The 22,858-nt window shown below is 54.0% G+C and carries 27 protein-coding genes and 1 other RNA gene; 15 read left to right on the forward strand and 13 right to left on the reverse strand.

Annotated features, from left to right (window positions below; genetic code table 11):
- Position 1: 1 nt before the first annotated feature.
- From trxA to WC359_05885, 8 genes are all read left to right on the forward strand, one after another.
- Positions 2-331: a thioredoxin gene (gene trxA, locus WC359_05850; GenBank protein ID MFA5399940.1), complete on the forward strand. Its 330-nt coding sequence runs from the start codon at positions 2-4 to the stop codon at positions 329-331.
- Between the two features lie 2 nt (positions 332-333).
- Complete coding sequence (locus tag WC359_05855; protein MFA5399941.1) at positions 334-1,038, forward strand: cytochrome c biogenesis protein CcdA; 705 nt, start codon at positions 334-336, stop codon at positions 1,036-1,038.
- Positions 1,039-1,065: 27 nt separating this feature from the next.
- Positions 1,066-1,578 carry a TlpA disulfide reductase family protein gene (locus tag WC359_05860; GenBank protein ID MFA5399942.1) on the forward strand — a complete coding sequence of 171 codons (513 nt, stop codon included), beginning with the start codon at positions 1,066-1,068 and terminating at the stop codon, positions 1,576-1,578.
- A gap of 133 nt (positions 1,579-1,711) precedes the next feature.
- Positions 1,712-2,296, forward strand: a complete 585-nt coding sequence (locus WC359_05865; protein MFA5399943.1) for a TlpA disulfide reductase family protein — start codon at positions 1,712-1,714, stop codon at positions 2,294-2,296.
- Positions 2,297-2,349: 53 nt separating this feature from the next.
- Positions 2,350-4,140: a redoxin domain-containing protein gene (locus tag WC359_05870; GenBank protein ID MFA5399944.1), complete on the forward strand. Its 1,791-nt coding sequence runs from the start codon at positions 2,350-2,352 to the stop codon at positions 4,138-4,140.
- 30 nt (positions 4,141-4,170) lie between these two features.
- Positions 4,171-5,196, forward strand: a complete 1,026-nt coding sequence (locus WC359_05875; protein MFA5399945.1) for a potassium channel protein — start codon at positions 4,171-4,173, stop codon at positions 5,194-5,196.
- 141 nt (positions 5,197-5,337) lie between these two features.
- Positions 5,338-6,258 carry a CPBP family intramembrane glutamic endopeptidase gene (locus tag WC359_05880; protein MFA5399946.1) on the forward strand — a complete coding sequence of 307 codons (921 nt, stop codon included), beginning with the start codon at positions 5,338-5,340 and terminating at the stop codon, positions 6,256-6,258.
- Positions 6,259-7,494, forward strand: a complete 1,236-nt coding sequence (locus tag WC359_05885) for a hypothetical protein (GenBank protein MFA5399947.1) — start codon at positions 6,259-6,261, stop codon at positions 7,492-7,494.
- On the opposite strand, the gene WC359_05890 is transcribed toward WC359_05885, so the two are convergent.
- From WC359_05890 to WC359_05910, 5 genes are all read right to left on the reverse strand, one after another.
- Positions 7,491-8,090, reverse strand: coding sequence for a VTT domain-containing protein (locus WC359_05890; protein MFA5399948.1), 600 nt, complete (start codon positions 8,088-8,090; stop codon positions 7,491-7,493). The genes WC359_05885 and WC359_05890 overlap by 4 nt on opposite strands.
- Positions 8,083-8,946 carry a 4-(cytidine 5'-diphospho)-2-C-methyl-D-erythritol kinase gene (gene ispE / locus WC359_05895; GenBank protein ID MFA5399949.1) on the reverse strand — a complete coding sequence of 288 codons (864 nt, stop codon included), beginning with the start codon at positions 8,944-8,946 and terminating at the stop codon, positions 8,083-8,085. The genes WC359_05890 and ispE overlap by 8 nt, the downstream gene beginning before the upstream one ends.
- Complete coding sequence (gene rsmA, locus WC359_05900; GenBank protein ID MFA5399950.1) at positions 8,940-9,791, reverse strand: 16S rRNA (adenine(1518)-N(6)/adenine(1519)-N(6))-dimethyltransferase RsmA; 852 nt, start codon at positions 9,789-9,791, stop codon at positions 8,940-8,942. The genes ispE and rsmA overlap by 7 nt, the downstream gene beginning before the upstream one ends.
- Positions 9,792-9,821: 30 nt before the next feature.
- An RNA gene (gene ffs / locus WC359_05905) (signal recognition particle sRNA large type) lies at positions 9,822-10,083 on the reverse strand.
- Between the two features lie 41 nt (positions 10,084-10,124).
- Positions 10,125-10,856 (reverse strand): metallophosphoesterase family protein, encoded by a 732-nt coding sequence (locus tag WC359_05910; GenBank protein ID MFA5399951.1) that lies wholly within the window; start codon positions 10,854-10,856, stop codon positions 10,125-10,127.
- Positions 10,857-10,930: 74 nt separating this feature from the next.
- Here WC359_05910 and WC359_05915 point away from each other — a divergent pair, with 74 nt between their 5' ends.
- Positions 10,931-11,338, forward strand: coding sequence for a gamma-glutamylcyclotransferase family protein (locus tag WC359_05915; GenBank protein ID MFA5399952.1), 408 nt, complete (start codon positions 10,931-10,933; stop codon positions 11,336-11,338).
- Between the two features lie 9 nt (positions 11,339-11,347).
- On the opposite strand, the gene WC359_05920 is transcribed toward WC359_05915, so the two are convergent.
- Both WC359_05920 and WC359_05925 read right to left on the reverse strand, forming a co-directional pair.
- A complete protein-coding gene (locus WC359_05920; GenBank protein ID MFA5399953.1) occupies positions 11,348-11,977 on the reverse strand; it encodes a peptidylprolyl isomerase in 630 nt (209 codons plus the stop codon).
- A gap of 101 nt (positions 11,978-12,078) precedes the next feature.
- On the reverse strand, positions 12,079-12,447 hold the full coding sequence (locus WC359_05925; GenBank protein ID MFA5399954.1) for a zinc ribbon domain-containing protein: 369 nt from the start codon (positions 12,445-12,447) through the stop codon (positions 12,079-12,081).
- A 38-nt stretch (positions 12,448-12,485) separates the two neighbouring features.
- Here WC359_05925 and thiL point away from each other — a divergent pair, with 38 nt between their 5' ends.
- Genes thiL through tsaB form a run of 3 tightly spaced genes read left to right on the forward strand, consistent with a single transcriptional unit; the run spans position 12,486 to position 14,730 of the window.
- Positions 12,486-13,556, forward strand: coding sequence for a thiamine-phosphate kinase (gene thiL / locus WC359_05930; protein ID MFA5399955.1), 1,071 nt, complete (start codon positions 12,486-12,488; stop codon positions 13,554-13,556).
- 8 nt (positions 13,557-13,564) lie between these two features.
- Positions 13,565-14,065 (forward strand): tRNA (adenosine(37)-N6)-threonylcarbamoyltransferase complex ATPase subunit type 1 TsaE, encoded by a 501-nt coding sequence (gene tsaE / locus WC359_05935; GenBank protein MFA5399956.1) that lies wholly within the window; start codon positions 13,565-13,567, stop codon positions 14,063-14,065.
- The gene (tsaB, locus tag WC359_05940) at positions 14,050-14,730 is read left to right on the forward strand and encodes a tRNA (adenosine(37)-N6)-threonylcarbamoyltransferase complex dimerization subunit type 1 TsaB (protein MFA5399957.1); all 681 of its coding nucleotides are present in this window, start codon (positions 14,050-14,052) and stop codon (positions 14,728-14,730) included. The genes tsaE and tsaB overlap by 16 nt, the downstream gene beginning before the upstream one ends.
- A 13-nt stretch (positions 14,731-14,743) precedes the next feature.
- Here tsaB and WC359_05945 read toward each other — a convergent pair whose 3' ends face one another.
- Positions 14,744-15,250, reverse strand: coding sequence for a CvpA family protein (locus WC359_05945; protein MFA5399958.1), 507 nt, complete (start codon positions 15,248-15,250; stop codon positions 14,744-14,746).
- Positions 15,251-15,386: 136 nt separating this feature from the next.
- Between WC359_05945 and ndk the strand changes: the two genes are divergently transcribed.
- A complete protein-coding gene (gene ndk, locus WC359_05950; GenBank protein MFA5399959.1) occupies positions 15,387-15,836 on the forward strand; it encodes a nucleoside-diphosphate kinase in 450 nt (149 codons plus the stop codon).
- Here the strand turns inward: ndk and rsfS are convergent.
- A complete protein-coding gene (rsfS, locus tag WC359_05955; protein ID MFA5399960.1) occupies positions 15,826-16,176 on the reverse strand; it encodes a ribosome silencing factor in 351 nt (116 codons plus the stop codon). The genes ndk and rsfS overlap by 11 nt on opposite strands.
- 296 nt (positions 16,177-16,472) lie before the next feature.
- Here rsfS and WC359_05960 point away from each other — a divergent pair, with 296 nt between their 5' ends.
- Together WC359_05960 and ftsH are read left to right on the forward strand one after the other, a co-directional pair.
- Complete coding sequence (locus WC359_05960) at positions 16,473-16,946, forward strand: MarR family transcriptional regulator (protein MFA5399961.1); 474 nt, start codon at positions 16,473-16,475, stop codon at positions 16,944-16,946.
- Positions 16,947-17,121: 175 nt separating this feature from the next.
- On the forward strand, positions 17,122-18,966 hold the full coding sequence (gene ftsH, locus WC359_05965; protein ID MFA5399962.1) for an ATP-dependent zinc metalloprotease FtsH: 1,845 nt from the start codon (positions 17,122-17,124) through the stop codon (positions 18,964-18,966).
- A gap of 6 nt (positions 18,967-18,972) precedes the next feature.
- On the opposite strand, the gene WC359_05970 is transcribed toward ftsH, so the two are convergent.
- Genes WC359_05970 through rsmI form a run of 4 tightly spaced genes read right to left on the reverse strand, consistent with a single transcriptional unit; the run spans position 18,973 to position 22,857 of the window.
- Positions 18,973-19,935 carry a polyprenyl synthetase family protein gene (locus WC359_05970; GenBank protein ID MFA5399963.1) on the reverse strand — a complete coding sequence of 321 codons (963 nt, stop codon included), beginning with the start codon at positions 19,933-19,935 and terminating at the stop codon, positions 18,973-18,975.
- A complete protein-coding gene (gene metG / locus WC359_05975; protein ID MFA5399964.1) occupies positions 19,932-21,605 on the reverse strand; it encodes a methionine--tRNA ligase in 1,674 nt (557 codons plus the stop codon). Before metG ends, WC359_05970 begins: the two co-directional genes overlap by 4 nt.
- Positions 21,606-21,631: 26 nt before the next feature.
- Complete coding sequence (locus WC359_05980) at positions 21,632-22,069, reverse strand: hypothetical protein (GenBank protein ID MFA5399965.1); 438 nt, start codon at positions 22,067-22,069, stop codon at positions 21,632-21,634.
- A gap of 2 nt (positions 22,070-22,071) precedes the next feature.
- Positions 22,072-22,857 carry a 16S rRNA (cytidine(1402)-2'-O)-methyltransferase gene (gene rsmI, locus WC359_05985; GenBank protein MFA5399966.1) on the reverse strand — a complete coding sequence of 262 codons (786 nt, stop codon included), beginning with the start codon at positions 22,855-22,857 and terminating at the stop codon, positions 22,072-22,074.
- Between the last annotated feature and the right edge of the window lies 1 nt (position 22,858).

Consider the following 22,858-nt stretch of genomic DNA (forward strand, 5'->3'; position numbering starts at 1 on the left):
GATGGCTGACAATGTAAAAACCGTTAGTGAAAAGGAATTCAAGGCAAACGTGCTGGATGCGGCGCGGCCGGTGCTGGTGGATTTCTGGGCGGTTTGGTGCGGGCCCTGCAAAATGATCGCTCCGCTCGTGGACGAACTGGCCGGCGAATATAAGGACAGGATAGAATTCGCCAAGGTCAACGTGGACGAGGCGCCCAAGGTAGCCTCCAGCTACAACGTGATGAGCATTCCCACACTTATCATATTTAAGGGAGGTAAACCCTTCGAGCAACTGGTGGGCTACCGCCCCAAGAAAGACATTCAGAAACTACTGGATAAGGCCTTAGCGTAATAGTGAACCCGATAAGCGACGTCACCTACTGGACAGCTTTCATAGCGGGTTTGCTGTCTTTTTTTTCACCCTGTGTGCTCCCTCTGGTCCCAGCCTACCTGGCCAACCTGGCGGGAACATCGGCTATAGATACGGGCGCCAGCCGCAGGGTATGGCCCACGCTGCTGCACAGCGTGGCCTTCGTGCTGGGATTTTCCATCCTCTTCATCCTTATGGGGGCATCGGCCGGCCTGATCGGATCGTCCATCATCGCATACTCCGATACCCTTCGTATCATCTCCGGCATAGTCGTTATAATCTTCGGTGTCTTCCTCATAGCCGCCTATAAGATCCCCTGGCTCAACTACGAGAAAAGGCTGCATATGCAGGGGGCGCGCAACCCCGGCTATATCAGGTCGCTGCTGATCGGGGCGGCCTTTGCCGTGGGATGGACGCCCTGCATAGGGCCCATCCTCGGCTCGATTCTCTTTATCGCATCTTACACCGGCGAGACGGCCAAAGGCGCCACTCTGCTGGCTGTCTATTCCATGGGCATGGGGATACCCTTCCTGCTGATCGGGCTGGCCTGGAGCTATGTAGTGCCTTTCTGGAAAAACATCACCCGTTACCTGGGCCTCATTTCTATTTTAAGCGGCGTGCTGCTTATAATAGTCGGTATATTGATGCTGACCGGCCAGCTTACCTGGCTGAGCCGTTTTGCAACCTGAATGCGTTATAACAGGAGAGAGACGTCCATGAAAATTGCATTACCTATCATTCTTACAGTGCTCTTCTGCGCCGTCCTGCTGTCCGGCTGCGGGGCTCCTGCTGTGTCATGCCCCAAAATCGGCGACAAAGCTCCAGACTTCACCCTCCCCGGTATCGATGGGATAAACCATAGTCTGAGCGATTATGCCGGCAAACCGGTCGTAATCAACACCTGGTCGACCAGTTGTATCGAATGCAAGAAAGAGATGCCGTACTTTAAGGAAGTAGCCGAGCAATACGCGCCAAAGGGACTGGTCCTCCTTTCCATAAATACACAGGACAGCATCAATACAACCAGGAATTACCTGAACCAGAACGGATATAGCTTTACAACACTGATCGATTTAAAAACAGTCATTTATCAGAAATTCTGCTGCCCCAAAAACGCGGACCCCAACACGTTCTTTATCGGAACAGACGGCAATATCAAATCCATAAAGATAGGCAGCTTTGCCACCCAGGAGGAACTGGTCAGCGAAGTACAAAAAATTATGCCCTGACGCATGAAGAGAATGACCGCCGATTCGCCTCACAAGCTCCAGCGATATTTAAAAAGGGACTGAGACGTTGATCATATTATTATTCTCTCAAAGGAGATATTCTTCAGGATCATCGCGGTGAGCGGGAAATATTATGGATTTTTCAAAGACGAACAAACTACTGTATATAGTCCTGGCTGCAATTATCATACTTATTGCAGCGGTTGCTGTTGCAGACAGAGCAATACATGCCAATTCCGCGATAGCGGTCCCCGGGTCAGCAGCTGAACCTGCAGCGCAAACAGCGGTTAAAACAGGAACAAAGATCGGCTTTGCCGCGCCCGATTTCACACTACCCACCACGGACGATAAGGAATTCAAGCTCAGCGATTACCGCGGTAAAAATGTGATACTTAACTTCTGGGCATCCTGGTGCGGCCCCTGCCGCCTTGAAATACCCGCGTTTAAAGAAATACATAGTAAATACAACGACGGCAGCATTGTGATTGTCGCCGTCAGTTCCCAGGACAACCCAGACAACACGGCTTATTTCGCCGCGGTCAACGGCATGGATTTCGTTATACCCCTCGACCCGCGCGGCGTTGTATCCAACCTCTACAACATCAGGGGAATGCCCACCACTTATTTTATCAACGAAAAGGGCATCATTACATCCATTAAAATCGGCCCCTTTATCAACATTGAGGAGATAGAGGAACGCCTGGACTCATTCAAATAAAGCTGACCTGACGCTAAAATTCAGTTATAATATGTCAAATACGGTGTTTTTACATGAGTAATAGTGACGACATACTCAAGAAAGTTGAGCTGGACAAATGCCGCGAGGACCTGGTCCTGCTGCAAAGCCGTTTCAAAGTCGGAGAGATCGGAAGCGACGTATTTGATTCCGAGAGCAAGATACTGCTCAATAAAATAAGTCTGCTGGAAAAAGAAGTAAATAAAATACCCCTCTCCGCGGGCGATAAATTTAAAAAGCACCGGGCGCTCATCGTGATTATAGCCGCTGTGGCGCTTGGCCTGCTTCTTTGCGCAACGGTGATACTGCTGGTGCCGAGGTCGGGCACAGACGTAGGCAATATAGCCCCCGACTTCGTAATGCAGCTCACCGACGACAACACCACGGCGCTCAGCTCTTTCCGCGGTAAAAATGTCGTGCTGGTTTTCTGGGACAGGGATTTCTGGGACGATAACTTCTTCAGCGTAAACGGCGTGGTGCGCAGGCTTTACACGCCGGATAAGCTCAACGAGCTCTTAAAAAAGTATCCTGAGGGCGATCTGACTATTATCGCCATCGCCTCGGGCGCCGGCAGCAGCGAGATAGATGACCTGATAAAGAAGTACGATATAGCATTCCCGGTCATCAGCGACACTTCAGGCAAGCTTCGTTCAAGCTACAACATATCGTATGAGCCCACCTGTGTTTTTCTGGATAAGAACGGTATCATCAGGGCCAGGGTGGAAGGCCCCATCACAACCATATCCGATTATGAACAGATCATCCACGCTGCCGGCAGCGGCCGCAGCATTAATAATTCGCAAGCACCCATAATGAACGTGCTTGTCCAGTCCAACAACGAGAAAAGCGCCATGGTGACCTGGAGTACCTTGCTCCCGGCCACCACACAGGTCGATATTGACGGCAAGAATATACAAACAGTTATAACGCCCGCTCCGGTCACCCTCCACTCGCTCAGTATTAATGACCTGTCCCCAAATACCTCCTACCATATCAGGATTTTATACAACGTGAATTACATCAACGTTTCGGAACACTCCTATGACGCGCTGGCCGATACGATAGTCTCGAAACGCTATCTGGCCACGACTTCGGGAACGGATTCGAGCTATCCGGAGATATCAGGAGCCGGGACCAGTTCGATTACGGATTCATCTATACTGGTAACATGGAAAACCGACGAGCCCGCCGGCGGTGAAGTCGATTTCAGCATCGGCAGCGATATTCTGGGCACAGAATCCCAGGGAGACCGTCCGACAATCTGGCATACGGTCAAGCTCGATAGCCTTATGCCGGATACGGAGTATCGTTTAAAGATCAGATCAAAGGACACCAGCGGCAAGGAGTCTACTCAGGACCTGCCGTCGGTCAAGACGCTGAGCATGGTTGAGACGGCTCCCCAGGTGGGCAAACGGGCGCCTGACTTTATCCTGAAATCTTTAGACGGCACGGAGTATTCCGTGAGCCAGTTCCAGGGCCGCAACGTCATGCTGAATTTCTGGCTGGAAGGCTGCCGCGCCTGCGAGCTCGAGATGCCAATTATTCAGACAGCTTACAATAAATACGGCCGCGACGAGCTTGCCGTTTTGGCAGTCAACGTGCGTGGAGACGCCGACAAGGTCAAATACTTCGTCGCCAATGAGAGATTATCGTTCCCCGTGCTGATGGACAGCGACGGCCAGGCGGATGCCCTCTACAAGGGGCCAGCCTTCCCCACCACATTCTTTATCGACTCCACCGGCATTATCCGGGAGATCAAGACCGAACGTTTCCAGACCCTCAGCGAGATCGATGACTCATTGTCCAAATTAGACTGCTGCAAATAGCCCTGTTTACCGGGTTGAGGGGCCAATCATATGGGTAACAGACATCATTACATCACGTGGCTGACAGTACTTATTGTCCTCTTCACATCAGGCACGATCGGCTACATGCTCATCGAGGGCTGGAACTTCTTCGATTCCTTGTACATGACGGTCCTCACCATCGCCACGCTGGGCGGTGAGGTGCACCCGCTCTCCACTGCCGGCCGCGTTTATACCATCGTTCTAACGCTGTTCGGAGTAGGTACTGTAATCTATATCCTTACCAGCATTGTGCAGGCAACACTGGAAACTGAGTTCGGATCGTTCAGGAGGTCCCGCATGGAAGCCAGAATCAGGAAACTTGCAAACCACTTCGTGCTGTGCGGCTACGGCCGCGTCGGCGAGGCTATAGCCGGCACGTTAAAACAACAGAAATCCAACTTTGTGGTTATCGACCACAGCATCAACAGCTACAACCGGGCCGTCCAGGACGGCTGCCTGGCCATTATGGACGACGCCACAAAACACGATGTCCTCAAGCAAGCCGGCATTGAAAAGGCCAGGGGCCTGATCACCGCCTTCGGCGACGATGCCTATAATACCTATGCGGTGCTGACCGCACGCGAGATCAACCCCATGCTCACCATCATCGGACGAGCCAATAACAACGATGCCGTTCGCAGGCTCAAACAGGCCGGCGCCACCCATATCATCCTGCCCGAAGTGATAGGCGGCCAGCAGATGGCCCGCCTGGCCTTGAGGCCAACCACTGTGCAGTTCATCGAGACAGTCCTGGCCGACCACGAGGGCGAATATCTGGTGGAAGAAGTAACCATCAACGAGAACTCAACTCTCATCGACAAAACCATTAAGGACATCGGGGAGAGGTTCGCAGGTGTACGTATCATGGCCATCAGGGAAAAGGACGGCGATATAATCATTAATCCCAGCCTGAACACCACCGTCGAGATAGGGGGTAGCCTGACTGCTTTCGGCACCATGCAACAACTGCAGGAGATCGAAGGCTGTTGTTCAATTACACGCGACAGTAAGGGTCAGATAGTGCCCGACCTGTAAGCGCCTCGATGCCGCAATCCGGCATCGGATAAGCAGGGAAAATGTGCTCCGGGTTTACGGATTTTCTGGCAACCTCCGGAGTTATACTGTAAGATTTATCAGGCCGTAACCCGGTTTATTTTTCTTCATAAGGACTTGCCAATGAGTTTACGCGTCAAAAAAACACTGCTCTTCATTCTGCTTACATTCTTCATCGACTGGTCGATTGTCTTCCTCTATATCGCGCTGGGGGGCAAGGTCGACAGCCTCGGCATTGTGCTGCTGGCCGCGGTGTATATGTTTATCCCCATGATAGTCACAATTATCGTACAGAAGACTATTTACAAACAGCCGCTGGCCGGGCCGATGGGCATCTCATTCAAGTTCAACCCCTGGTTCTTCGCGGCATGGTTCCTGCCTCCCATAATCGCCTTTGCCGTCATGGGAGTCAGCCTGCTCATGCCCGGGATAACATTTACGCCCGATATGTCAGGCTTTCTTGCCCAGATGGCCTCCGCCCTCAGCCCGGAGCAGATGGAGCAGGCTAAAGAGCAGCTGGCCTCCATGCCGGTACATCCCGTATGGCTGATACTGGTGCTGGCTCTCATCTCTGGAACAACCATCAACGCTGTTCTGGGATTCGGCGAGGAGCTGGGCTGGCGCGGTTTCCTTCAAAAGGAACTCTCCGTCATGGGTTTCTGGAAATCCTCCGCGCTGATCGGATTCATATGGGGTATCTGGCACGCTCCCCTGGTCCTGCTGGGCCTTAACTATCCGCAGAATCCACAGATGGGCGTGCTGTTGATGACGGGCTGGACGATACTCCTGGCGCCTCTTTTCAGCTACATCCGCCTCAAATCGCGCTCGGTCATCGCCGCCTCAATCTTCCACGGCACCATCAACGCCGTACCCGGCCTGGCTGTTATACTTATATCCGGAGGAAATGAGCTGACCGTCGGCCTGACCGGGCTGGCCGGATTCATCGTTTTTGCGCTGGCCGATGTATTGATCTTCATCTATGACCGGTTTATAACCAGGGAAAAAGTTGATACTATTTTGAGACAGATGTCTACGGAGCCCTGAATGCAGCGCGGAGGATTGATCGAGCGTCTACCTCCACCACTTCTCAAGCTGGCCCTGACCGCCGGCAGGCTTGCCGGTAGATCCGGTGTAAAAGTATACCTGGTGGGCGGCATCGTGCGTGACCTGATCCTGGGCCGGTCGTGCGTGGATATCGATCTGGCTGTTGAGGGCGATGCCGTCAGCCTGTCACAGCAGATGGCGGAGAAAATGGACGCCCGGCTGACTCTTCACAGGTCCTTCGGCACCGCATCATTGAAAATCGATGGCTTCAACGTGGACCTGGCAACCTGCCGCAGCGAGATCTACCGCCACCCGGGCGCGTTGCCGGTAGTCAAACCAGGCAGTTTACGGGACGACCTCAAACGCAGGGATTTCACCATAAACGCCATGGCCGTCTGCGTCAATACCCCCGACCGGGATGTCCTGACAGACCTTTTCGATGGACGTCGGGACCTTTGCCAGGGACTGGTGCGCGTTCTGCACGATAAAAGCTTCCAGGATGATGCTACACGCATGATGCGGGCGGTACGCTACGAACAGCGGCTGGGCTTCAAGCTTGAGCGCAGCACGGTCAGGCTGTTAAGGCGCAGCCTGGATATGCTGGATACGATCAGCGGAGATCGTTTGAAAAACGAATTGATGCTCTGGCTTAATGAAGACCATTGTTATAATATCCTGCGCCGGGCCTCACAACTCGGTATTACCGGCAAGCTGCATCCCGCCCTCAAATGGAATCAAGCCATGAGTGCGGCTTTCAGGCGGGCGGCTGCGCCGGATATCGTTAAAACATCGCCGCTGTATTTCTGCCTGCTCGTGTACAACCTGAACGAGGATGAGCTTTATGAACTGCTGGGGCGACTCAACCTTGACGGCAGCCGTCTGGACCTGCTGAGCAGCCAGTCTCTGAAACTCAGGAGCATGTGCAAAACGCTCGTTAAACCGGCTATCAAGAGATCAAAAATATATTCAACGCTGCATGAATTCGATCCGGTTGCCATACAGACTGTCGGTTGTTACGCTGTGATTCCCGGCCTGCGACGCAATCTCAAACTGTATCTGGACACGCTCCGTTACGTTAAAACTTCGCTGGGCGGCAACGAACTGTTGAAACTGGGTCTGTGCGAAGGACCGAGGGTGGGAGCAATCCTCAATAAACTCCTGGCCGCCAGGCTGGATGGAGCGATACGATCCAAATCAGACGAGACCAAACTGGCGCGCCGGCTGGCCGGCTTTTAAAACCGCCAGCCGTTCAACAGCACCGGCAACTGGTGCCCGATACTGCAAAGGATAATCGCCCGCGGCACCTTGCCGCACCAGGCGGCCAGCATAAATTTCCACCACTTTATCTTGAGCGCCCCGGCGGCCAGTCCCATCAGGTCGAAGGGCACAATGGGCACGAGGGCCCCACCGAAGACGGCCCATACACCATAGCGCTGCATCCAGCCGACCGCTTTTTGATAGGCAGGCAACTTCTCATCGACCACTATCCTTTCGCCCGCATATCCCACCCAGTACGATGTCATTTCACCGATGGCATCTCCCGTGCCGGCGGCTAATCCTACCGGCAAGGGGTTCCAAATGATAGCAGCGGCAAGCATTAAGGCTGCGCCGGGCGTGGGAACGAAAATAGTACAACTGCTGATCAGGCTGACTATAAATACAACCAGATAGGCCAGCCACTCATAACTCTGCAAAGAAATGCTGAAGATGTCACGAAACTGAAAGAGCAGGAAGGCGATGGCGACGGACACAGCCAACATGCCCAGCAGAAGCAGCCCCTCCTTGAGCCACTTCACCCACCAGCCGGTAGGCCTGGCACCCCCGTCAGCCAATCTCTTGCCTTTTTACTGACGTCACTATGTACGACTCCATATGACGAGACAGGAGATAGGCCTGGATATCGGATGCCTGCTTGCTGCTATCCAGCATGGTGAAAAGCACGGGCCCCGATCCGGCCAGATGTACCTCAGATACCCCCGTCCGGTGCAACTCCTCTAAATACCTGTCCAGACCCGGGAACGCCGCGAGCATCACTCTCTCAAAAACATTGAAGAGCGACAGCGGCCTTCTTTCAGCCCCGCTTTCGAATTGCCTTCGAACGGTTGTGGAGAAGGCGCCGTCGGAATAATGGGCCTGTTTGAGCAGGCTGTAAAGAGCGGCTGTCTTACACGACGATACCGGCACTTCAGGCCGGAGTAAAACAAACCAGGTCTGTTGCAGGTCGGCCAGGGGGGTAATCCGTTCACCCCTCCCCTCGGCCAGGCAGGTGCCCCCGTAAATAAAAAACGGTACATCCGAACCGAGCCCGGCCCCGATTGCCGCCAGTTTCTCTGACGTTAATCCGAGCCGCCAGAGGATGTTGAGGCCACGCAGCACGGCTGCGGCGTCGCTGCTTCCACCACCCAAACCGGACCCCATCGGTATATGCTTCTCCAGGCCGATAACAACGCCCCGCTTGCAGCCGGCAGCCTCGCCCAGCGTTCGAGCCGCCCGCAAAGCAAGATTGTCCCGGTCATCGACACCCGGCAGGCTGTATTTCAGTCCAATACGGTCGGAGGGCTCCAGGGTCAATACATCATGCAGGCTGACGGTCTGCATAATGCTGGATATATCGTGATAGCCGTCGCTTCGCCGGCCCAGCACTTCGAGCACGAGGTTAAGCTTGGCAAATGCCTTCAGAGTCAGCACTTTTCTCCTCCTGCCGCAAGGTAAAGGGCCGACCATTCCTCAAGCGAGAGCGATCCGGGGCGCCTCCCGGGATCTATACCCGATCTGCGCAGCATACTCTCCGCCTGCGCTGTTTCGATCTTCAGGCCGATGGCCAGCGAATTGCGGAGCTGTTTGCGCGGCGACGAGAATCCGCAATGAACCAGTTCGAAAAACCCGTCGATGTCGGCGATCTTCAAAGCCGGCACCGGGAGCATGTTGAATTTAACAACGGCCGAATCCACTTTAGGCACGGGATAGAACGAGGCCGCAGGCACTCTGAGTATGATCTCCGGATTGCTGAAAAGCCGCATACTGACCGCCAGGAAACCCATTTTCCCTTCCGGCGCAGTTACCTCCCTGGCCACTTCCTCCTGCATCATGATAATCATCAACTCCGGCCTTTTACCGGCTCGCGTGAAATAACGCAGGATGGGAGAGGTGATGTAATACGGGATATTGGCCACGACTTTGTAGGAGGAATCCTCTACCAGGCTATGCAAATCCTGTTTGAGGATATCCGCATGAACTATAGTTACGTTGTGATGAACGGCCAGCTTCTTCCTGAGCCTGGACACCAGCCCGTCGTCGAGCTCGACGGCGATAACGCGGCCGGCGCCGGCCGCGAGCATCTCCGTGAGCGCTCCCAGGCCGGGGCCCACCTCCAGCACGGTATCGTCCGCCGTAAGGGCGGCAGCTTCTATAATAGCCTCCCCGACGGAATCGACCACGAGGAAGTTCTGCCCGAGGCTTTTGCGTGCCCTGAGCCCCCGGCTTTTCAGCCGTCTCTGAAAACTGTTTCCGGTCTCTCTATACTTGTATGGCAACAGCCCGCTGCCTGTATGAAAAATAAAGGGCCGTGCACCGGCCTTCGATAGTGTCCTTCAGCTTGCTTCCGCCAGCCGGCTCCGGCCAGGTGACCCTGCGTCACCCGGAGTTCACTATTTACCGCTGCTTCCTTCCGGACCTGACGGGATTCATAGCCCTCCGCCGCGCAAGACCCAACCTTCAACACCGCTTAACAGTTGTAGTTCTGAAAAACAAAACCTCGAGCCGGGATTCAGCCCCGCTATAGCGGATCTCGGGTACAGGGCACCGCTGGTTCCCCGCCTAGCACGGCCCAACTCAAATACTACAATTAAAGAGCCTTCTTTTCAAGATTAAACGCCCCTGGCTATTCTGGCTATCAGGAATTCGGGCAGGCCCTCTTTTTCCATCTTGGCCTGCGTGGACTCGATATCGTAGGCTACTCTATAGTGGTAGATGGCGCTTTCTTCGGAATCATATATGGCGTAGCTGGCCCGAGGGTCCCGGTCGCGCGGCTGTCCCACCCCGCCTGGATTGACGATCAACCTGCTGCCGCCGAGCTTGAGGATATCTCCGTTTCCCATATATCCCTCATTGACCGATATCCCTTCCTGCTCAAATACGAAAGGGACATGTGTATGCCCCACCAGGCAATACCTGGTATCGAAGCATTCGAAATTGTCGGAGGCCGTGAAGGCGTGCGCGATATATTCCCACAGCGGCAGCCTGGGACTGCCGTGTACCAGGGTGAATTCATCACGCACCAGCACATCCGGAAGGTCGAGCAGGAAATCGCGATCATCATCGCTCAGCTGTCCGGATGTCCAGCGGTTGGCGCCTGCGGCCTCCGAGTTGAAATCACCTATATCGATTTTACCCACCGCCGCCAGGTCGTGGTTTCCGCACACGCAGGCCGGGTCAAGCGTCCTCAGCAGGCCGATGCAGGCCGAAGGATCGGGACCGTAGCCGACCACATCGCCCAGGCACCAGACATGGCCGAAACCCCCGTGGTTACAGGCGTCCTCAAGCACCGCCTGGAAGGCCTCGAGGTTGGCGTGTATATCTGCGATGACGAGGTATTTCATGAAAAACTGATTATATCATACACATGGCGGCCGGCCGGTTGTGCCGGAATATGCATGCAGTGTATATTAACAGCATGGCTATGTACTATTTCGCCTATGCCTCCAATATGAGCCGCAAACAGATGTTGGAACGCTGCCCCGACGCCAGAGCTGTTGCTTTAGCCACTCTGCCCAATTTCAAGCTGATATTCAGTGGCTACTCCCGTTTGCGCAAAGGCGCGGTGGCTACAATCAGAGGTTCGCAGGGCGACAGGGTCATCGGCGCAGTCTATGAGATAAGCGAAGCCGGGCTGCGCAAGCTGGACAAATACGAAAACTATCCGGTCGAATATAAGCACATGGAGGTGCGCGTTTATACCGACGGCGGCGATATGTACGATGCTATAACGTTCATTAAAGCCAGGCAGGAGGAGGAGGGAAAGCCTTCGCCCGAATACCTGGCCGTGATACAGCAGGGCTTCCGTGACTGGGGCATCATCTGAAACGCCGGATCAATTGCTCTCGGTGATCACCACTTCGATCATCTTGTCGCCGTTCACCAGATTTTTCAACACATCCATGCCCTGCGTAAGCTGCCCGAAAACGGTGTGCTTGCCGTTCAGGTGTGGTTGCGGCGTATAGCAGATGAAAAACTGGCTGCCGTTGGTATTCGGGCCGGAATTGGCCATCGATAATGAGCCGGCCTGGTGTGTTCTGGAACTGAACTCGTCCTGGAATTTATATCCCGGCCCGCCTGTGCCGTTGCCGCTGGGATCTCCGCCCTGCGCCATGAAATCGGGTATCACGCGGTGAAAGGTCAGCCCGTTGTAAAAACCCTTTCGCGCCAGCGTGACGAAGCTATTGACGGTGACCGGGGCGTCCTGGGGATACAGCTCCAGCGCCAGGTCTCCTTTGGCTGTCTTGATGAGGGCGGTATATTTCTTGTTAACATCGATCGTCATGGGAACCGGTGAATTATAGCTTTTAGGCTGTTGTGCGGGCATTTTAATCACTCCTGTTATAAACAACGTTAGAAATACTGCTATCAGCACCACCGCCGTGACCAGCGGTATCATGACGGACTTATTTTTGTACCAGGCCTTTTTTACAACTTTGGTTTTCTTGTTCCGTTTTTTTGACATAGCAGGTATCGCCATCCTTCACATTCAGTATTTACCCCTGTTATAAACAGGGTGCTGCCGTGCAGCAGCACCCCGGGTGATACATTACACAGATTAATATTCTACCAGCTTCCGAACACCGAAGTGTAGCCCAGCGCCAGCCTCACCAGCATATACACCAGGAAGATGACGCCCGAGACAAAGATCCACAGGCATAGCATACGCCAGAAAAGACCCCAGGCCAGGCCCCAGGTAGGTTTGACATCGAGTTGCCGGTGATAATGTGCGTCGGGGGCTACTGTTGGCGTCACCGGCTGCTGGGGCATCGACATGCCTGTGATCATAGGGGCAGGGGTAGCTATGCCGGTTACGATGGGCATATGGGGAATTTGGCGCTGGTTATTCCCCAGGTGCGATCCGCATGATACACAGAACTGCTGGTTGGCGGCATTCTGTGCGCCGCAATTCTGGCATGTTACCATCTGCTGCATATTTCACCGCCTGAGCTTTACTTTCCTGCATTATATACGTGGTGCAACACTATAGCAAGACCCGCCGCCTACCTGGCACAGGCCTGTGCTATAATCACAGCATGCGCATAGCGGAAATAGGCGAATTCGGGCTTATCTCAAAAATAGCGGCTCTTATCGATGAAAAAAGCGACGGGCAGTCGCCGGCCCGCAGGGATTTACTGTTAGGCATCGGCGATGACGCGGCTGCCTGGAAAAGCCCCGGCGGTATCGAGCTTATCACCACGGATATCCTTGTGGAAGAGGTGCACTTCGATTTCGCTTATACAGACTGGAAAAATTTAGGCTGGAAAGCCATGGCTATTAATATCAGTGATATAAACTCTATGGGCGGCAGGCCGCGCTATGCCCTGGTTTCACTGGCGTTGCCCGGTCGCGGCGAGGCCGCGGATGTACTTGATCTCTACCGCGGGATACTGGAGATATCCAATACCTACGGTATAGCTGTGGCCGGCGGAAATATCTCTGCTTCAGATAAAGTCGTTATCAATATCACTTTAACAGGGCTCGCAGATGGGAATATAATGACTCGTTCCTCGGCCCAACCCGGTGACCTGGTAGCCGTTTTCGGTTTCCCGGGCCTCTCTTCAGCCGGGCGTAAGACGCTCTCGCAGTTTATTGATCTGGATGCCGATGCGCTGCAGCTATTTAAGAACGCCCATCTCCGTCCTTCACCGGATTTTAACAGCGGCCCCCTGCTGGCCGGCCTCGGTGTCAAAACGGCAATCGATATCAGCGATGGGCTGGCAGCAGATCTTACACATATCTGTATGGCCAGTGGAGTGGCGGCCACCCTGCACTTAAATAATCTGCCCATCCATCCTCTGCTGAAAAGATATTTCGGCCGCGACAGCCTTAAAATGTGCCTGGCCGGCGGGGAAGATTACCAACTGCTTTTAACAGCTGCACCGGATGTACTGCAAGGAGTTAATGCCGCATTCGATCAGGCTCCTGTCGTTATAGGAGAGATAACGGAGGGGCAACCATACGCCGTATCTTTACTCGACGAAGGTGGAAATCCCGTTCACATCGATTTCAGCGGCTGGGATCATTACAAACATCCTAATTGACCATTGATATGCCAGGTTTTACAGTTACCACGCAAAGCCCGGAACAAACCCGCAGACTCGGCCAGGTCATCGGCGGACTGGCGCGGGGCAACGACCTTTACCTGTTGAAAGGAAACCTCGGGACAGGTAAAACCCACCTGGTTCAGGGCATCGCCTTCGGATTGGGCATCAAGGAGTACGCCTGCAGCCCTTCTTTCATGATAGCCCGTGAGTATCACGGCCGGCTTCCTCTCTACCATCTCGACCTTTACAGGCTGGACCTTATCGAGGAGATAGCCGGCCTCGGGCTGGACGAATATTTCCGTGATGACTCCGTCTGCGCCATAGAATGGGCCGAAAAAGGAGCGCCCGTTTTGCCCGGGGACAACCTGACCATCAGACTGAAGCACCTGCCGGGCGAAAGGCGGGGTATATCCTTCATCCCCCATGGCAAAAGATACGATGAACTGGTCGACCGTTTGAAAATCGCTCTGCGGAACGACGGGGAAGCTACATGGAACTTGCAGTAGACACTTCGACCTCCTGGGGAGGACTGGCGATCTCACTCGAGGGCAGCCCGGTTGCAGAGCTGACCTGGAAACCGGGCCAGAACCATACATCCGAGCTTCTACCCAACATCGGAAGATTGCTGCAAACAGTGAAATCGGACTTCAGGTCGCTGTCCGCGGTGTTCGTTGCCATCGGCCCGGGCAGCTTCAACGGGCTGCGCGCCGGCATCAGTGCGGCCAAAGGCCTGGCCTTCTCTCTTAACCTGCCGCTGGTCGGCGTCAGCACACTGGAGGCTGAGGCTGTTATGTTTGCTTTTACCGGCCTGCCGCTGTGCCCCGTGCATGATGCGGGCAGGGGAGAAATCGCCACCGCGCTTTACCGTTATGCCGATGGCTGGCAGCAGCTGAAAGAGGAGCATCTCACCACAGTTGAAGCGCTGTGCGAAAAAATCGGTCAAAAGACTCTGTTTTGCGGCGAGATTCCCCCCGCTGCAATTGAAAATATCCGTGCGTCGCTGGGAGATAATGCTTTGATTCCTGAATGGGAGCAGCGCCTCAGGAGGCCGGGAAGTATCTCTTACCTGGGTTGGCGTCGGCTGAAATCAGGGCAATCCAACAGCCCTGCTGCGCTTCAGCCCCTTTATTTGAGACAGCCTCCCATAACACAGCGCAAAAAGAAATACTGACTGCCGGCGCCCGTCAATATGTCCCTGTCATATGCATCAAATACAGGATACCCGAACCTGATATCGATACCAGCCAGTCTAAAATGCTCGAGGCTGCAAGCAGATCGTTCAACCAGCCGAGCACCGGATAAATTCCCAGCAGCAACACCATCAACACCAGTCCAAGTGCCGCGTTGATCACGCTGAAGATACCGCCCAGCGCACTCCAGAAAAATCCACCGCTCCATATCTTGTCCAGTAAGTGGCGCGGCAACAGCAGGGCCAGGTGCATGATGATCATTATTATGCCCATGGTAATCAGGAATGTTAACAACGACCGCCATAAATGATCCGAGGCAAAACTCATCCAGACAAAGACATAATTTGCAAAAGCGCCCGTAATAGACAGCGCGACGATAAAAGCCAGCAGCCCGCATAATTCCCTGGGCGCTCCCTGTTTCAAACCGCCAAGAAAACTGAAGACCAGTACCAGGGCCACTATGATGTCGATGATGACAGCCGCGTAAACAGGCACTTCCATACCGATAATCCCTATTTTTCTCGCGTAATAGTCTATATGATTGAGGCGCGGACAACAATCTGAGAATAGCAAAATAACTGCATTAAAGATAAAATAAGTATCCGCTTACGGGCAATAAATGAAGCTTGGAGAAGAAATGGAAAAAACACTGGTATTGGTCAAGCCTGACGGAGTACAACGGTGCCTGGCCGGAGAGATATTATCCAGACTCGAAAGACGCGGCCTGAAAATAGTCGCATTGAAGATGCTGCGCATGGACAGGGCGCTGGCCGAGAGGCATTATACCGTTCACAAAGAGAAGCCTTTTTTCAAAGACCTGGTAAATTTCATCACATCCGGCCCGATCATAGCAGCCGTGCTGGAGGGGGAGAAGGCGATCGAGTCGACCAGGCAGACCATGGGAGCCACAGACCCCAAGAAAGCGGCGCCCGGCACCATCCGGGCGGACCTGGGTATAAATATGGAGCATAACCTGATCCACGGTTCCGATTCAGCGGAGAACGCAGAAAAAGAAATAGTCCTCTTCTTCAAGCCGGATGAGATACTGGGTTATACCAGGGATATAGACAGGTGGCTCACTGGATAGTCAGCAGCCGCACGGCCTTGCCGTAAACGTTTTCCAGATCATAGAAATGGCGCATCTCTTTTGAGAAAATATGTATCACTGCGCCCAGATAATCGAGCAGTATCCAGCCTGAGTCGGAATCCCCTTCACTGCGATAGGGCGAAGCTGATTCTTTCTTGAGCGAATTCAATATCTCGCGGTGGATGGCGTCCACCTGGCGATCGCTGTCGCCGCTGCAGATAACAATATAATCCGTGAAGGAGCAGGCCTGCCTCATATCCAGCAACACCACATCCTCGGCCTGCTTATCCGAGGCCAACTCGACTGCCCTTCGGGCTATTTTCAGTGGCTCCAGATTTATCTCCTCTTTAGTACTATAGTACCGGTTCTATATCTCTATATCTGATTATAGCACAGGGAAGGCGTCCCCGGCAGCAGGGCAACTCATATCCGGGCCATAGCGTCGTAGTGATGACCACATACGTTTGGGAATGCAAGAAGGTCGGGTTTGACTTTTTCACAATAATTGTCATAATTAACTCAGGCTTATGGCCTTGATCAATCAGATGCTGTGCCAATATCAGTGCAAGCGCAAAATATGTTGGCTCTCGATAGTAAAAATTAGGATAGAAAACATCAACGGAGGTTGATTTAATAATGGTACAGCAGATTAAAGCGGACAAGGATTATACTCTTGTCACGCAGATTATGCAGGTAGCCGACATATTCGTGAAAGTACGGGAGAGGGAATTACTCCCCCAGAACCTGTCGGCAACCTCGGCCGCCATCCTTTTTCTCGTAGACGCTATGGGGAAAGATGTCACCCCCGCCAGGATTTCCCGCATGCTGCTGCGCGAGCCTCACTCCATATCCGGCATCCTCATGCGCATGGAAAAGCAGGGCTTGATCAAACGAACCAAGAACATGGAGCGTAAAAACTTGATCCGCATCACCCTGACAGCAAAGGGAGAAAATGCCCTGAAACAGGCCATGAAAAAAGAGGGGACCAAGCGCGTCCTGTACAAATTGAGTGCAGAACAGCAGAGGCAGCTCAAGGCGACTCTGACCATGCTTAAAGAGGCGGGCATGAAGGAGTTACACCTCAGTCCCAAAGCTCTGCCCTGGCCTTAACTTTGATTATACGATACAGCAGGCGCCCGCGCAGTATTAATTACGGCCGGGTGCTTTGCTGTAACGGCAAACATGTTGATAAAGGATGATCCCTATACCGTTCTTATACGATTTTTCCTTTATCATCCCTGTATCATTTGATATAATTAGCGTACTGTCTAAAATTAGGTAATATATGAAAGCAAGATGGTGGCAAGGTAGCCTTCTCTACCTACTGATCCTGGTGGCGCTGCTCGCACTGGCATTCAGCTTCTTCCCCATCAACAAAGGACCAAAAGAAGTTGATTTCTATACTTTCATCGACAATGCCAATAAAGGCCAGATCAATACCATCCAGCAGGACGGAAACTCAATCATAGGGCTCAAGGACGACAAGCCGGTGGTTAAAGCTGCCTATGTGGGCAGCACCAAGGAGTTGATGGACAGCCTGAAGGATGCGGGCGTCAAGCTGGGGGACGACGGTATTAAGTTCGATGTGAAAACCGGCGGCTTTGACTGGGGCAGCATCATGCTGAGCTTCTTACCCCTGGTGCTTTTCGGCGCACTGCTGTTCTTCCTCTTCCGCTCAGCGCGCGGCGCCAATACTCAGGCCTTCAATTTCGGTAAAAGCCGGGCCCGTCTGGCTTCGGGCGACAAGCCGACCGTCACATTCGCCGACGTGGCCGGCATAGATGAATCAAAGGGTGAGCTCCAGGAAGTGGTGGAGTTCCTCAAATCGCCGCAGAAATTCCTGGCCCTGGGCGCCCGCATACCGCGTGGCCTGCTGCTGGTCGGCCCGCCGGGCTGTGGAAAAACGCTGGTCGCCAAGGCCACTGCGGGCGAGGCAGGGGTGCCCTTCTTCTCCATCAGCGGCAGCGAGTTCGTCGAGATGTTTGTCGGCGTGGGCGCCTCGCGTGTGCGAGACCTTTTCGACCAGGCCAAACGAAATTCACCCTGTATCGTCTTTGTGGACGAGATCGATGCCGTGGGCCGTCACAGGGGAGCAGGCCTGGGCGGCGGCCACGACGAACGCGAGCAGACGCTGAACCAGATACTGGTGGAGATGGATGGTTTCGACAGCAACACCGGCGTCATCGTGCTGGCAGCCACCAACCGGCCGGACATACTCGACCCCGCCCTGCTGAGGCCGGGCAGGTTCGACCGCCATATCGTTATCGACCAGCCGGACATAAACGGCCGCAGCGCCATACTGGCAGTCCACGCCAAGGGCAAGCCGCTGGCCAAGGAAGCCAAACTTGAGGTGATCGCCCGGCAAACCCCTGGATTCAGCGGCGCCGACCTGGCCAACCTGATCAACGAGGCGGCTATTTTAGCCGCCAGGCGAGACCGCAAGGATATCGGGCAAAAAGAGCTGGAGGATTCCATTGATCGCGTCATCGCCGGGCCTGAGAAAAAAGGACGCGTTATAACCAGGAGTGAGAGGGAATTGATCGCCTATCACGAGACCGGCCATGCTCTGGCGGCCAAAATGCTGCCCAACGCTGATCCGGTGCACAAAATATCCATCGTGGCCAGGGGCATGATGGGCGGCTGGACCAGGTTCCTGCCAAGCGAGGAGCGCCATCTTGAAACCTACGAGCGCTTCAAGGACATGATGATCATCAGCCTGGCCGGCAGGGCGGCTGAACAGGTCTCACTGGGCGAATTGACCACGGGCGCGCAGAACGACCTGGAGAAGGTCACTCTGATTGCCCGCCGCATGATTACAGAGTTCGGCATGAGCCAGAAATTGGGGCCGCGCACTTTCGGCAAAAGGGAGGAGATGATCTTCCTGGGCAAGGAGATACACGAGCAGCAGAATTACAGCGACAAGATAGCACAGGAGATAGACGAGGAGGTGGAGTCCCTGGTCAAGGAAGCCTACACTAAAGCGCTGGAGATCATGACGGAAAATAAGCCCAGGCTAAAATACATAGCCGATTACCTGATTGAAAAAGAGACTATAGACGATCTAACCTTCGAAAAGCTGCTGAAGGACCCCCTCCCGGCGCCCGGCCTCGAGGCTGCGCCGGCTTCATGACGCCGCCTACTTATTTCTCTCGATAACGAAGGCTACTAGAGCTTTGAGCGACCGCCGCGCATCACAATCCGGCAGATTATTAAGTGAAAGGCTGGCCTTTTGTGAAAATCCCTGGGCGATGGACCTGCATTCATCTATGACCCCGGATTCGCGCACCTTTTCCACTGCGCCCGGCACAAGGTCTTTGCGGTGGTCCACGATAATGGCCTGGATCAGACTATTGTTTGGATGCTTCTCCGCATACAGGATGGACGGCAGGGTAGCGGCGCCCTCACTCAGGTCCGAACCAACAGGTTTCCCCAGCGATGAAGGATCTCCCACGAAATCAAGTATGTCATCGATGATCTGGAAGGCCAGCCCGAAATTGAGCGCATATTCTTTGAGGGCCTTCACCTGTTCCTCGGGACAGCCGCTCAGAACCGATCCGCACTCTGCAGCCATAACAAACAGGCAGGCTGTCTTGTCGCTGATCCATTTATAGTAGTTGTCCCTGGCGACGGCCATGTCGAAGGTATGACTGCCCTCCCTGAGCTCGCCCCCGGAGATAGTCATCAGTGTCTCGCTGAAACGCCTGATAACCCTGAGGTTCTCCGTGGTGGAGGCCAGGCTGCCCGCCCTGGAGAATAAATAATCCCCCAGCAACAGGGCGCTGTTCTGTCCCCAGGTGCGGTAAATAGCCGGCTTGCCGTGGCGCATATCGGCATTATCGATGATATCATCGTGTACCAGTGTGCCTATATGAAGCACCTCCGCGGCTGCGGCCATGGGGATAAGTGTCTCGAGGTCGTAATGGTAAAACTTGCCGCTGAGCAGTGTAAGAGCAGGTCTGACCCTTTTGCCGACTTTCAGAAGGGCATACTGGAGCAATTGCGCCAGCAGGGGTATCTCATTACCGGAGATCTCCTCCAGCTTCAATTCCACCAGATCGAGGCCGGGCCTGACCGGGGCATATATCTGATCGAGGTTCATGCCGTTTCGCCGCTCCCCAGCCTGGCCATCTCCTCCTCCACCAGGCTATCATCCAATTTGGTGAACAGCGCCTGGGGTTGAGGCAGAGCGCGGCCGGGTTGAGGAATCTGAAAGTCCCAACCTGCATCGCGTATATCCCCCTCGAAGCCCAAATAGGAGTGCAGCTTCTGCGATGTGAAAGGCAGGAAGGGATAAAGCATGGTTTTCAACGCCGATATGACGGCGATGGCTGTATATACCGATCTCCCGGCAGCCTGGCGGTCCTGTTTGATCATCTTCCATGGCGCGGCATCATCCAGGAAGCGGTTGACATCCTGCGCCAGGGCCATGGCGATTTTGAGACCCTCCTTGAAATGGCAGCGGTCAAGCTGGCTGCCGACCTGTTCCAGTGTGTTGCGGGCTTTCTGAAGCAGTGCCTTGCCGGCCTCATCCATATCACCCGGCTCAGGCACGGAGGCATTGAAATTGCGATGGTTGAAGGAAAGCACACGGTGCACCAGGTTGCCGTAGGTTGCCACCAGCTCGTCGTTGTTCTTGCGCAGGAACTCGTGCCATGAGAAATCCATGTCGCCCGTCTCAGGCATATTGATAGACAGGTAATAACGCAGAGGATCAGGATCGTAGCGCGATAGGAAATCGGGCACCCACACAGCCCAGTTGCGGCTGGTGGACAGCTTCTTGCCCTCGATTGTGAGGAACTCGTTGGCCGGTACATCGTAGGGCAGGTTCAGACCGCCATAGCCCATCAGCATGGCCGGCCAGATAATGGTATGGAAGGGGATATTATCCTTGCCTATAAAATAGTAGGCCCTGTTCTGCCCCGTCCAGAAACGTTTCCAGGCGTCGTTATCTTTCTGAGATGAGGCCCACTCACGGCTGGCCGACAGATACCCGATGACCGCCTCAAACCAGACGTAAATACGTTTTTTTTCAAATCCCGGCTGCGGCACCGTGACGCCCCACTCGATATCGCGTGTGATGGCCCTGTCCTTGAGACCTCCCTCCAGGAATCCCAGCGTAAATTTCTGTACGTTCTGGCGCCAGAAATCCTTATCTCCCACCCACTTCCTGAGCTGCTCCTCAAATACGCTCAGCTTGAAGAAAAAATGCTCCGAGTTCTCAAACCTGGGCGTGGATGAGCACGTGCGGCAGCGCACATCTATCAGGTCGCTGGGATTCAGTGTGTGGCCACAGTTGTCGCACTGGTCGCCCCTGGCAGCATTGAAATTGCAGTGGGGGCAGGTGCCCTCGACGTAACGGTCGGGAAGCGAGCGCTTACAACTGGGGCAATACGCCTGAGGCATTGAGCCTTTATAGATGTAGCCTTTCTCCAGCAATTTGAGGAAGATGTCGTGCGCAACCGATGCATGGTTGGCCGTATCCGTGGTGGTGAAAAGATCAAACGAGATGCCCAGTTGCTGCCAGCTCTCCAGAAATTCTTTGTGATATCTGGTGGCCAGCTCTGAAGGTGGAATGCCCTCCTGCTCGGCGCGCAGGGTTATAGGTGTCCCGTGCTCATCGCTTCCGGATACCATCAACACATTATTGCCGCGCAGGCGATGATAACGGGCGAAGATATCGGCGGGTAAATAGGCCCCGGCGACATGACCGAGGTGGAGCGGGCCGTTGGCATATGGCCAGGCTACAGCAACAAGGATGTTCTCAGGCAAGTAAATATCTCCTGTTTCGTATTGTATTATTTAAGCGTTTTCGATGGGAAAAAGGTGAAAACCTTGTCCCCCTTCTCCTTCTTTTCCATGCCGGCCTTTCGCTTCTCGCAGCAGGCCTGGCAGAAACGCAGCTCTTGAGATTCCTGAGGCGATTTCCTATATTCGGTTACGCAGCCGTAATTCTTTTTCCTGTATGCTTCGCCGCCCTTTTTCTTATAGCAGGCCGGACAATAGCACTTCTCGCTATCGCCATCAATGACGAAGAGGTATTCGTCACCGCTTTCTATCCTTTTGTCGCATTCCGAGCAATCCAGATCGTCGATATAAATCACCTCTTCCTTCAGTTTATCCGAAGGCTTCTCGTCGATAGCCAGATATACATCACCGTGATGTATGGTGCTGTCGCAGCCATTGCACCTGGCCGGTCCAATGGAAATTGCACCCCTGCGAAATCTTTCCTGCATGACTAAACTCCCATTTTAGATTTGTCCCTTGCCTTACACAAGGACTTTTTTACCTTACCGATGCCCTGTATAACGATCGTGAATTCACCGCGCGGCCTGTTGAAATGCCTGACTGCCGCGCTCAGCGGTCCGCGAAATATCTCCTCGTGCAGCTTGCTCATCTCCCTGCACACTGCTACGTTGCGGTCACCCATCATCTCCAGCATGGCCGACAGTGAATCGACCACCCTGTAAGGCGACTCGAAACAGATCATCGTCCTCGGCTCCAAGCTGACCGATCCCAGCAACCGCCTTTTCTCCCCCTTCTTGCGCGGTAAAAAGCCCAGGTAAAGGAACTGGTCCGACGGCAGGCCTGAAGCAGCCAGGGCAGTGATCACCGCCGAAGGCCCCGGCAATACCTCGACTTTAAATCCTTTCTCAATAGCGCCCTTGATCAGCTCGTAGCCCGGATCGCTGATGCCGGGAGTACCGGCTTCCGAGATAAGGGCGATGTCCTGTTCCTCCAGCATTTTCAGCAGGGCAGGCATCTTGCTTTTTTTATTGTGCTCGTAATAACTGGCCAATCCGGTCTTAATATTATACCTGCTGAGCAGCTTGCGTGAGGTGCGCGTATCTTCTGCTGCTATCAACTGCACTTCACCCAACACCCGCAGGGCTCTCAGCGTGATATCCTCAAGGTTACCGATGGGTGTGGCTACAACATACAGAACAGGCACAATAACGCAGTAATTATATCCCAGTTTACGCTTGGCGGTAAACTTTATGTCGTACTCGAGCGCAAATGGCATA

It is taken from the genome of Dehalococcoidia bacterium (assembly GCA_041653995.1).
In the GTDB taxonomy this organism is placed as follows: Bacteria; Chloroflexota; Dehalococcoidia; order GIF9; family UBA5629; genus CAIMUM01.

Excerpts from the sequence above, each read along its gene's own strand:
- ndk (MFA5399959.1), top strand. The coding sequence starts at position 15,387 with ATGGAAAAAACACTGGTATTGGTCAAGCCTGACGGAGTACAACGGTGC.
- WC359_05875 (MFA5399945.1), top strand. The coding sequence starts at position 4,171 with ATGGGTAACAGACATCATTACATCACGTGGCTGACAGTACTTATTGTC.
- tsaE (MFA5399956.1), top strand. The coding sequence starts at position 13,565 with ATGCCAGGTTTTACAGTTACCACGCAAAGCCCGGAACAAACCCGCAGA.
- WC359_05960 (MFA5399961.1), top strand. The coding sequence starts at position 16,473 with ATGGTACAGCAGATTAAAGCGGACAAGGATTATACTCTTGTCACGCAG.
- WC359_05970 (MFA5399963.1), bottom strand. The coding sequence starts at position 19,935 with ATGAACCTCGATCAGATATATGCCCCGGTCAGGCCCGGCCTCGATCTG.
- WC359_05880 (MFA5399946.1), top strand. The coding sequence starts at position 5,338 with ATGAGTTTACGCGTCAAAAAAACACTGCTCTTCATTCTGCTTACATTC.
- WC359_05865 (MFA5399943.1), top strand. The coding sequence starts at position 1,712 with ATGGATTTTTCAAAGACGAACAAACTACTGTATATAGTCCTGGCTGCA.
- WC359_05945 (MFA5399958.1), bottom strand. The coding sequence starts at position 15,250 with ATGGAAGTGCCTGTTTACGCGGCTGTCATCATCGACATCATAGTGGCC.
- WC359_05920 (MFA5399953.1), bottom strand. The coding sequence starts at position 11,977 with ATGTCAAAAAAACGGAACAAGAAAACCAAAGTTGTAAAAAAGGCCTGG.
- WC359_05925 (MFA5399954.1), bottom strand. The coding sequence starts at position 12,447 with ATGCAGCAGATGGTAACATGCCAGAATTGCGGCGCACAGAATGCCGCC.
- WC359_05860 (MFA5399942.1), top strand. The coding sequence starts at position 1,066 with ATGAAAATTGCATTACCTATCATTCTTACAGTGCTCTTCTGCGCCGTC.
- rsmI (MFA5399966.1), bottom strand. The coding sequence starts at position 22,857 with ATGCCATTTGCGCTCGAGTACGACATAAAGTTTACCGCCAAGCGTAAA.
- WC359_05870 (MFA5399944.1), top strand. The coding sequence starts at position 2,350 with ATGAGTAATAGTGACGACATACTCAAGAAAGTTGAGCTGGACAAATGC.
- WC359_05885 (MFA5399947.1), top strand. The coding sequence starts at position 6,259 with ATGCAGCGCGGAGGATTGATCGAGCGTCTACCTCCACCACTTCTCAAG.
- tsaB (MFA5399957.1), top strand. The coding sequence starts at position 14,050 with ATGGAACTTGCAGTAGACACTTCGACCTCCTGGGGAGGACTGGCGATC.
- WC359_05915 (MFA5399952.1), top strand. The coding sequence starts at position 10,931 with ATGGCTATGTACTATTTCGCCTATGCCTCCAATATGAGCCGCAAACAG.
- ftsH (MFA5399962.1), top strand. The coding sequence starts at position 17,122 with ATGAAAGCAAGATGGTGGCAAGGTAGCCTTCTCTACCTACTGATCCTG.
- WC359_05980 (MFA5399965.1), bottom strand. The coding sequence starts at position 22,069 with ATGCAGGAAAGATTTCGCAGGGGTGCAATTTCCATTGGACCGGCCAGG.
- trxA (MFA5399940.1), top strand. The coding sequence starts at position 2 with ATGGCTGACAATGTAAAAACCGTTAGTGAAAAGGAATTCAAGGCAAAC.
- WC359_05910 (MFA5399951.1), bottom strand. The coding sequence starts at position 10,856 with ATGAAATACCTCGTCATCGCAGATATACACGCCAACCTCGAGGCCTTC.